Here is an 8,049-nt window from a genome sequence, read left to right on the forward strand (position 1 = left end):
GTGATCAGTGTGGACTGCACGAAGGACTACTGCGTTAAGGATTTAAGCCTCGCCCCGAGCGGGGAGAAGAAGATAGACTGGGTCTCGCGCTTTATGCCGGTTCTTCAGCACATAAGGGCCGATTTCGAGAAGAGGAAGCCCTTCAAGGGGGTTAGAATCGCCACGACGCTCCACCTTGAGATGAAGACCGCTTTCCTCCTTCTGACGCTCAAAGCTGGTGGAGCAGAGGTTTCAGCGGCAGCGAGCAACCCTCTCTCGACGCAGGACGACGTTGTTGCCGCTCTGGCGAAGGCAGGCGTCAAGGTCTACGCGATAAGGGGGGAGGACAAGGAGCAGTACTACGAGTTCATGCACAAAGCTTTGGACATAGAACCGAACATCATCATAGACGATGGAGCGGACATGGTGAGCACCGTTCTCAAGGAAAGGCCAGAACTAATTCCCGAAATATGGGGCGCGAGTGAAGAGACCACGACTGGCGTGATACGCCTGAGGGCGATGGAGAAGGACGGCGTTCTTAAGTTCCCGATCATAGCCGTTAACGACTCCTACACCAAATACCTCTTCGACAACCGCTACGGGACGGGACAGTCAACGTGGGACGGCATAATAAGGACGACAAACCTCCTCGTGGCGGGCAAAAACGTCGTTGTGGTCGGCTACGGCTGGTGCGGTCGCGGAATAGCGATGAGGGCCAGGGGATTAGGAGCAACTGTCATTGTTGTCGAAGTCGACCCGATAAGGGCACTGGAAGCGAGAATGGACGGCTTCCTCGTAATGGACATGAAAAGCGCAGCCAAGGTTGGAGATATCTTCGTCACCTCAACGGGGGACATCAACTGCATAAGGAAGGAACACTTCGAGCTCATGAAGGACGGCGTCATAATGGCGAACGCCGGCCACTTCGACGTCGAGATAAGCAAGCCCGACCTCGAGGCCCTTTCTGTGGAGATAAACGAGGTCAGGCCCAACATAAGGGAGTACAAAATGGCCGATGGAAGGAGGCTCTACCTATTAGCGGACGGAAGGCTCGTTAATTTGGCGGCGGCCGACGGCCACCCGGCGGAGATAATGGACATGAGCTTCGCCCTTCAGGCGAAAGCGGCCGAGTACATACTGGAAAACCACGAGAAGCTGGAACCCAAGGTTTACGTGCTCCCGAGGGAGATAGATGAGATGGTCGCCAGGATAAAGCTCGCCTCGATGGGGATAAAGATCGAGGAGCTCACGGAGGAGCAGAGGAGATACCTTGAAAGCTGGGAGCACGGGACGTGAGTTTTCCCACTCTCCTCTTTGTTTTCCGGGGGGCTTTTTATGGAATTTGAACCCTTCAAGATCGTCCCCGTCGGATATGTTAGAAAGAACGAGGAACTCCAGGAAACGTTTATCGAAATCTTCCCAGAGTTCAGGGAAGCCATGGAGGGTCTCCGCGAGGGCGACTGGGTAAAGCTAATTCTCTGGTTCCACGGGAGCGATACGCCTGAGAGGAGGAGAGTCCTCAAAGTTCATCCCCACGGCAACCCGAAGAACCCGCTGAGGGGAGTCTTCGCCACGCGCTCCCCCTACAGGCCGAATCCGGTAGCGCTCTACACCGTCAGAGTCCACCGCATAGCTGGAAATCGCCTCTACATCGACTGGATAGACGCGATGGACGAAACGCCAGTGGTGGACATCAAGATATTCGTCGAGCGCTACGACTGTCCCAATGAAGTGACCATAGAGGAGAGAGAAGCCCACATCAGAGGAGGCCGTATGATAGGGGAAGTAAACGTTATTCCGAGGAAAAGCGAGCACTTAGACGAGCTTGAGGAGGTCTCTCCCGAGGAGTACGATGCGCTAATCCTTGAAATCGGGCCAAAGACGACAACCCTAACGGCGGAGGAGCTTGTCGAGCTGATTGACGCCATGAGGGAAGCTTACGATGCCCTCCCAGTGGAGATAAAGGACAGGCTCAGAACACGTGAAGGGCGCTCGCCTTGAAGCTCGCGTAAACTTCCTTTCCGGGTCTTATTCCCATCTCCAGCATCGAGGAGCGCGTGATGAACGCCCTGAGATGAAGGCCACCAACGAAGAGGTGCACCCTCACGAGGGGGCCGAGCTCTTCAACCGAATCAACCACAGCCTTAAACTCGTTCCTCGCGGAGCTCCTGAGGGGCTCGAGGGAGAGGATTATGTCCTCCGGTCTCAGACCCACGCGGATTCTCCCATGAACCTCAACGGGCAGCTCGATCTCGACGCCGTTCGCTCTGAGAACCCTGCCGTTAGCGGTTCCCTCGATTATGTTCTCGAAGCCCAAAAAGCGGGCCACGTCCTCGCTAGCGGGCCTTGAGAAGACCTCCCTCACGCTCCCAACCTGGACGAGTCTTCCGTTGAGCATGACTCCGACGCGGTCGCCTAAACTGACGGCCTCCTCGAAGGAGTGGGTGACGTGTAAGGCCGTGAAGCCAAGCTCCTTCCTCCAGCGCTTCATCTCGTTGATGAGTCTTGAGCGCGTCTGGACGTCGAGGTTCGCGAAGGGCTCGTCCATGAGGATTAGGGGCGGCTCGACAACCAGAGCCCTCGCTATAGCAACGCGCTGGCTCTCCCCGCCGCTAAGGGTTTTCGGCTTTCTGCCCAGGAGGTGGCCTATGTCCAGAACCTCCGCTATTTCACGGACCTTCCTCTCCACCTCAGCCTTCGGGAGCTTCCTCAGCCTCAGACCGAAGGCTATGTTGTCAAAGACGCTCATATGGGGGAAGAGGGCGTAGTTCTGAGGGATGTAAGCCAACCCTCGCTTTTCCGGGGGCAAGTCCGTCACGTCCTCCCCGTTTAAGTATACCCTCCCCGAGTCTGGTTCTATTATGCCAGCGATCACCTCAAGGAGAACCGTCTTCCCGGCGCCGCTCGGGCCGAGGATTATGAAGTGCTCCCCCTCCCTCACGTCAAACGTGATGTCCCTGAGCTTGAACTCCTTGTAATCCTTGGAGACGGAATTTACCTCAAGCATTTTTCGCCCTCCCGACGAGCCAGCGCAGGAGCACGAAGATGGCCAGACTCATCGCAACGAGGATCACGGAGATTGGCCTCGACGCCCTCAGCCCGTAGTTGTTGAAATACTCCATGACGAGAACCTGGGCGGTCTTGGGGTAGTAGGCAACGATGAGTATCGCACCCACCTCGCTTATAGCCCTCGCCCACGTCATTATCGCCCCGCTCGCTATAGCCGGAAACGCCATGGGCAGCGCTATGGAGGAGAAGGCCCTCAGCCTTGAGGCGCCGAGGGTTCTTGCTACCTGCTCCAGCTTCTCGTCAACCGCGAGAAAGCCATCCCTCGCGGCGTTTATCGTGAAGGGGGCCGAGACAAAGAGCATGGCCGCGATTATCCCGGTGTAGCTGTCAAGGATGGCGTTTGAGAAGGTGACGAGGAGCATTATGCCGACGACGGAGTGGGGGATTACTATTGGAACATCAACGAGGGCCTGGACGAGGCTCTTTCCTGGGAACTCCTTTCTGGCCAGGACGTAGCCGAGGGGGACGCCGAAGAGGAGCGCTATGAGAGCGGTCGCAGTGGCCGTTAGAAGGGAGTTGCGGAGGGACTCGATGACGAGGGGGTCGTGGAGCGTCTTGATAAGCATTCTAAGGTCAGCGGCCTGCTTGAGGAATATGACGACTAAAGGGAGGGCTATGTAAACTACCAAGAAGCTCCCAATTGTGGCGAAGAGATAGAGGGTGTAGTCGCGCCTCATTCTTAAGAACCTAATGACAGATTATTTTAAGCTTTTTTGGGGAGGTTAAACAGAAGAGCTAACCCGATTCTACCTAGGAATGCTTGGAACAAAGCTTTTATATTGTCCGACATATAAACCCATAGGTGAGCCAAATGGGAACCAGTGTTAAGATCACCGCGAGGATACCACCAGCCCTCGTGGCGGAAATTGACCGCTTAGTCAATGCAGGATACTACTCAAACAGAAGCGAGGTCATCAAAGAGGCCCTGCGTGATTTTCTTGTGAGGAAGAGGGCCATTATCGAGGAAGCCCCAGATGAGGAGTTCATCCGCCTTGCAAAGAGGGCCATCGAGCCCATTCTCGCTGAAGACTGGGAAAGCGAGGCCGATGAGTACTGGGATAAAATCAAGGGTGTGAGGTATGAGCAGGAGATGTGAGGCTCCAAGAGGACTGAGACAGTGGGAGGTAGTCCTCCTTGAATTCCCATTTTCGGACTCGCCAAAGAAAAAGCTACGGCCGGTTCTGGTGCTCTCGAACTCAGACTTCAACCGGATTAGCAACAGCGTGGTCGTCTGCCAGATAACGTCCAACCTCTCAAGCGGGTTCAAGGAGTACAACGTTTTTATAGAGCCCGGTGATGTGTGCCTCTACGGCGATGCCTTCATGCGTCCCAGTCTTGTAAAGCCCTACATGGTGTTCTCTGTATCCAAGAGAGAGGTTCGCTTCAAGGTCGGAGTCCTGTCAGAAGAAAAAGCGGACGAGGTTAAAGAAAAGCTCAAGAAGCTCTTTGATTAGAAGGTTTCAGGGTAGAGCGAAAAGTGAGAGAGTTCGAGGGGATTGGAGATAAAACCTCACCCCTCGACCTTGACCAGCGCCTTTATCTCCTCTGGCACGTTCCCGAAGGCCACCGGCGGGTTGAGGAAGTCCTGATGGTTCTCCCTGAATACCCTCTGGCCGTTCTCGCCGAGGAGGAACTTGAGGAACTCGATGGCGAGCTCCCTGTTGGGTGCGTCCTTGGGAACGGTGACGCCGTAAACGATTGGCTTGGCCTTGATTGTCTTCCCGGTCGAGCCGAGAGTTATGCTCACCTGGCCATAGAAGTCGGCCCTGCCGAAGTCCCTGAGGTTAATCTCATCCGGGAGGGTAATGTAGCGGAGGTTGTGTTGCTCCGCGACGCTCTTGTAGATGAAGAAGTAGTCGAGGCTTCCACTCTCAACGAGGCCGGTCAAATCGGTCTCCTTCGGCCTTATGACGACCTTGTTGGTTTTGAGCTGAATCTCCTTGGGGACGTAGATGTGGGTTCCGTTGGCGTAGATGTTCGTGTTCTTCTCGACGAGGGTCTCAAAGGCAGGTTTTCCGTAGTAGAGGTCGGCCAGCTTCATGACCATGACCGAGCGATAGCCGCAGGGGTCCTGGTTCGGGTCTGAAAAACCGAAGGTGACGCCAGGCCTCGCGAGGATTTCGTACCAGTTGTCAGAGTCTATCTCGTCCGCGTACTTGCTCTCGTTGGTGAACGCTATGACTATCTCGTTCGTCGCGAAGAGGACGTAGAAGTCCGTGTAGTTGGGAACCATGAGCTGGGGAATGAGCGTGTAGTCCGCGACGGCAACTATGTCGGCCTTCTTCCCGAGATCGGTTACCTTTCTGACGGCCTTAACACTACCACTCGCCTCGTCCTGGAAGGTGACCTTAACGCCGAGGTTCTTTTCGGCGTAGTCAGAGAACTCCTTCTCCAGCTGCTGGAAAGGAACACTGAGAGAGCCGGCGTGAAAAACTATGAGCGTCTTTTCTTCCAGGTTTGAACCGCTGGAGCCGTTAGAACCACCGATACAGCCGGCCGCAAGAACGGCCACAGCCATTACAACGAGCAGAAGCACTCCTCTAAGCTTCACCTGACCTCACCAGTGGGAATGGACAGAAGCGAGTATTTAAACATTTTGAGTAAATAAAAGAATTAACGTAAGCGTTTTTGTTTTCTCAGCTCCACGAGACCATCAAGGAGATCCTTGAAATGCATGTAAAGCTCGTTCTCCCTCAGCTTTTCAACAGCACCCCAGAACTCGTCGAGGTCCCCGAATCCAGCTTTCTCGTATTCATAGGCCTGGATAAGCATCTCCAGCCTGTCCGCGAACTTAACGAGCCTGCCCTCGATGCTCGTTTCGTTCTCGTACTCACCAAAGAGACTCAAGAGGTCCCTACGGCCAACGGAGGAGAGCATCTCCATAAACGCTTCTCTTTCACCTTTTCCTTTGTCCAGATACCTCTGTGCTGTTAGTGGAACGTCGGTTATCCTGGTCTCGGCCAAATCGTGGAGGATAGCCATTCTAATGGCTTTCTCGGTGTTGATTTCAACGCCTTTGGCCTTCAGCTCGTCCGCGAGGAAGAGAACCATAAGAGCGGTTCTGAAGCTGTGATCGGCTATGCTCTCAGGGACGGGAACCCCCCGCAGGAGCCAGCCTGTCCTCGGGAGCCTCTTGAGGTTCCCTGCTTCGAGAAAAAGCTCCAAAAGAGACACTACCATCACCTCACTCCTCGGTTGTGAAGAGCGCCCTCTCCGTCTCGATAGCACTCGCCATTATGCAGTCCCCGAGGAAGCGGCCGTAGACGCGGACGCTGTCCCCCAGACCGATGCAGGGACTGCCAGAGAACTCGACTCTGATACCGGAAACTTTAAACGTGGTTCTGTAGCCAGGGAGTTCCATAGGGAGGAACTCGACGACGGGCTTGTCCTCAATAACGCCCTCGATAACAACGTTCTTGCCCCTGAAACTGCCGGAATTGAGCTGATCAACCGTAACTATGTAATAGTAATGATGGCCGAGTTTGACCCGCTTGGGCATGCTCATCACCTTTATATTCCCTGATCCACCACCCCCTAAGGGTGAGGGTATGATAAAGGTTGCGATTATAGGTGCGGAGAACGCCGGCAAGTCAACGCTCATGAATGCTCTCATAGGCGGAAAGGTGAGCGAGGTCGAGGACCTGCCGGGGACGACGAAGGGAGTGATAAGGCGGCGCTTTGGCAAGCTCAAGATACCGAAGGGTATGAAGAATCCCCTCGGAGGGGCAGACGAGTTCGTTCTCATAGACACGGCGGGCCTCTTTGATCCCCATAGGGAGCTCCGCGGGAAGGTTCTGAGTGAGGAGCGCTTTAAGGACATAATCAACGAGATAGTTTCAGCAGACATAATCATTCACATGGTCGATGCCACCGTTGGATTGCACAGGGGCATGGAGAAGCTCCACCACATGCTGAAGTTCCGCTACGAGAAGCCAATAATAGTGGTCATCAACAAGATAGACCTCGTCCCGAGGGAGCGCGTTGAGGAGCTAAGAGAGATTATAAAGAAGCGCCTTGAGCAGGATGCCCTCCCCCTCTCGCTGGTCACCTACGAGGGCTTCAACGAGCTGCTTGAGAAGCTGGCCCACTATGCCCAGTACGTCTAATTTGCCCTTCTACGCCTCACTCCTCCTGGAACTCAGGGCACGGGCATATCATAACCAGAACCTTCCTGTGCCTCGGCCCGTCGAGCTCGGCGAAGAGGATCCTCTGCCAGGTGCCAAGCTGGAGCTCTGCCTGGTCAATGGGAACCACAACTTCCGGATTCAGAAGGAGGCTGGCCCTGATATGAGAGTGGGCGTTGCCATCGAGGCTGTCATGGGAGTATCCGGCACCCCTCGGCACGAGCTCCTTCATCTTCGCCTTTATGTCCTCGATCAGTCTGCTCTCGGCCTCATTTATGAAAAGACCCGTTGTGGTGTGTCTGGTGAAGACGACAGCCATGCCGTGCTTGACCTTTGAGCGGTATACGAGCCTCTGAACCTCGTCGGTTATATCTATTATCTGGAATCTCTCGGAAGTCGGGACCTCAAGCTCAAAGAGCACGGGCATCACCCCGGAAGGTTCTTTTTTATCTCGAGCAGGAGCTCCTCGACGCCCTTCACCCTGTCGGTCACGACCGCCCTCAGCAGCACGGCGTTCTCGTAGGCCTCCACGAGGTCTTTCCTGCCGTTCTCCAGAGCTTCGGAGCGGAGCGTTGAGTATATCTCCTCTACGGCGTCCCTGAAGAGGACTTCATCAGAGTAGAGCTCCCTGTCGGTCAGGAGAAGATCCACCAAGTCCGCTGTGAACTCCAGGCGGTTGCCCTTCTTTCCCATCAGTGCCTTGAGCCGTTCCACTGCTTAACCCTCCTCGGAAGTTCTTGCTCGAGGGCCTTTATGAGTATCTCGGAGACGAGGATGGAGGAGAACCTAGGGTCGCGAACCTCGAGGGCGGCATCTATCGCCCGCTCAACGTCACCATCCTTGACGAGATGGTGGGCACGTCCGCCATCACTATCGA

Annotated in this window: 12 protein-coding genes; 5 read left to right on the top strand and 7 right to left on the bottom strand. The window is 55.1% G+C overall.

Going from position 1 to position 8,049, the window contains the following annotated elements; genetic code table 11:
• Window positions 1-9 precede the first annotated feature (9 nt).
• Complete coding sequence (locus A3L08_RS09785) at window positions 10-1,275, top strand: adenosylhomocysteinase (RefSeq protein ID WP_088854829.1); 1,266 nt, start codon at window positions 10-12, stop codon at window positions 1,273-1,275.
• 39 nt (window positions 1,276-1,314) lie between these two features.
• Complete coding sequence (gene tsaA, locus A3L08_RS09790) at window positions 1,315-1,980, top strand: tRNA (N6-threonylcarbamoyladenosine(37)-N6)-methyltransferase TrmO (protein ID WP_088854830.1); 666 nt, start codon at window positions 1,315-1,317, stop codon at window positions 1,978-1,980.
• Here the strand turns inward: tsaA and wtpC are convergent.
• Both wtpC and wtpB read right to left on the bottom strand, forming a co-directional pair.
• The gene (gene wtpC / locus A3L08_RS09795) at window positions 1,952-2,986 is read right to left on the bottom strand and encodes a tungstate ABC transporter ATP-binding protein WtpC (RefSeq protein WP_088854831.1); all 1,035 of its coding nucleotides are present in this window, start codon (window positions 2,984-2,986) and stop codon (window positions 1,952-1,954) included. The two genes, tsaA and wtpC, sit on opposite strands and share 29 nt — an antisense overlap.
• Window positions 2,979-3,725 (bottom strand): tungstate ABC transporter permease WtpB, encoded by a 747-nt coding sequence (gene wtpB / locus A3L08_RS09800; RefSeq protein WP_088854832.1) that lies wholly within the window; start codon window positions 3,723-3,725, stop codon window positions 2,979-2,981. Before wtpB ends, wtpC begins: the two co-directional genes overlap by 8 nt.
• Before the next feature lie 134 nt (window positions 3,726-3,859).
• Between wtpB and A3L08_RS09805 the strand changes: the two genes are divergently transcribed.
• Window positions 3,860-4,144 (top strand): ribbon-helix-helix domain-containing protein, encoded by a 285-nt coding sequence (locus tag A3L08_RS09805; RefSeq protein WP_088854833.1) that lies wholly within the window; start codon window positions 3,860-3,862, stop codon window positions 4,142-4,144.
• On the top strand, window positions 4,128-4,502 hold the full coding sequence (locus A3L08_RS09810) for a type II toxin-antitoxin system PemK/MazF family toxin (protein WP_088854834.1): 375 nt from the start codon (window positions 4,128-4,130) through the stop codon (window positions 4,500-4,502). Before A3L08_RS09805 ends, A3L08_RS09810 begins: the two co-directional genes overlap by 17 nt.
• 56 nt (window positions 4,503-4,558) lie before the next feature.
• On the opposite strand, the gene wtpA is transcribed toward A3L08_RS09810, so the two are convergent.
• From wtpA to A3L08_RS09825, 3 genes are all read right to left on the bottom strand, one after another.
• Entirely contained in the window at window positions 4,559-5,599 is a 1,041-nt protein-coding gene (gene wtpA, locus A3L08_RS09815) for a tungstate ABC transporter substrate-binding protein WtpA (RefSeq protein ID WP_088854835.1), read from the bottom strand.
• 62 nt (window positions 5,600-5,661) lie between these two features.
• Window positions 5,662-6,228 (bottom strand): HD domain-containing protein, encoded by a 567-nt coding sequence (locus A3L08_RS09820; RefSeq protein WP_088854836.1) that lies wholly within the window; start codon window positions 6,226-6,228, stop codon window positions 5,662-5,664.
• Window positions 6,229-6,232: 4 nt separating this feature from the next.
• Entirely contained in the window at window positions 6,233-6,547 is a 315-nt protein-coding gene (locus tag A3L08_RS09825) for a GTP-binding protein (protein ID WP_088854837.1), read from the bottom strand.
• A 49-nt stretch (window positions 6,548-6,596) separates the two neighbouring features.
• Here A3L08_RS09825 and A3L08_RS09830 point away from each other — a divergent pair, with 49 nt between their 5' ends.
• On the top strand, window positions 6,597-7,154 hold the full coding sequence (locus tag A3L08_RS09830; RefSeq protein WP_088854838.1) for an Era-like GTP-binding protein: 558 nt from the start codon (window positions 6,597-6,599) through the stop codon (window positions 7,152-7,154).
• A gap of 16 nt (window positions 7,155-7,170) precedes the next feature.
• Here A3L08_RS09830 and A3L08_RS09835 read toward each other — a convergent pair whose 3' ends face one another.
• Together A3L08_RS09835 and A3L08_RS09840 are read right to left on the bottom strand one after the other, a co-directional pair.
• Window positions 7,171-7,593 (bottom strand): secondary thiamine-phosphate synthase enzyme YjbQ, encoded by a 423-nt coding sequence (locus tag A3L08_RS09835; RefSeq protein WP_088854839.1) that lies wholly within the window; start codon window positions 7,591-7,593, stop codon window positions 7,171-7,173.
• Window positions 7,594-7,598: 5 nt separating this feature from the next.
• Entirely contained in the window at window positions 7,599-7,886 is a 288-nt protein-coding gene (locus tag A3L08_RS09840; protein WP_088854840.1) for a hypothetical protein, read from the bottom strand.
• Window positions 7,887-8,049 lie beyond the last annotated feature (163 nt).

The organism is Thermococcus pacificus, from assembly GCF_002214485.1.
In the GTDB taxonomy this organism is placed as follows: domain Archaea; phylum Methanobacteriota_B; class Thermococci; order Thermococcales; family Thermococcaceae; genus Thermococcus; species Thermococcus pacificus.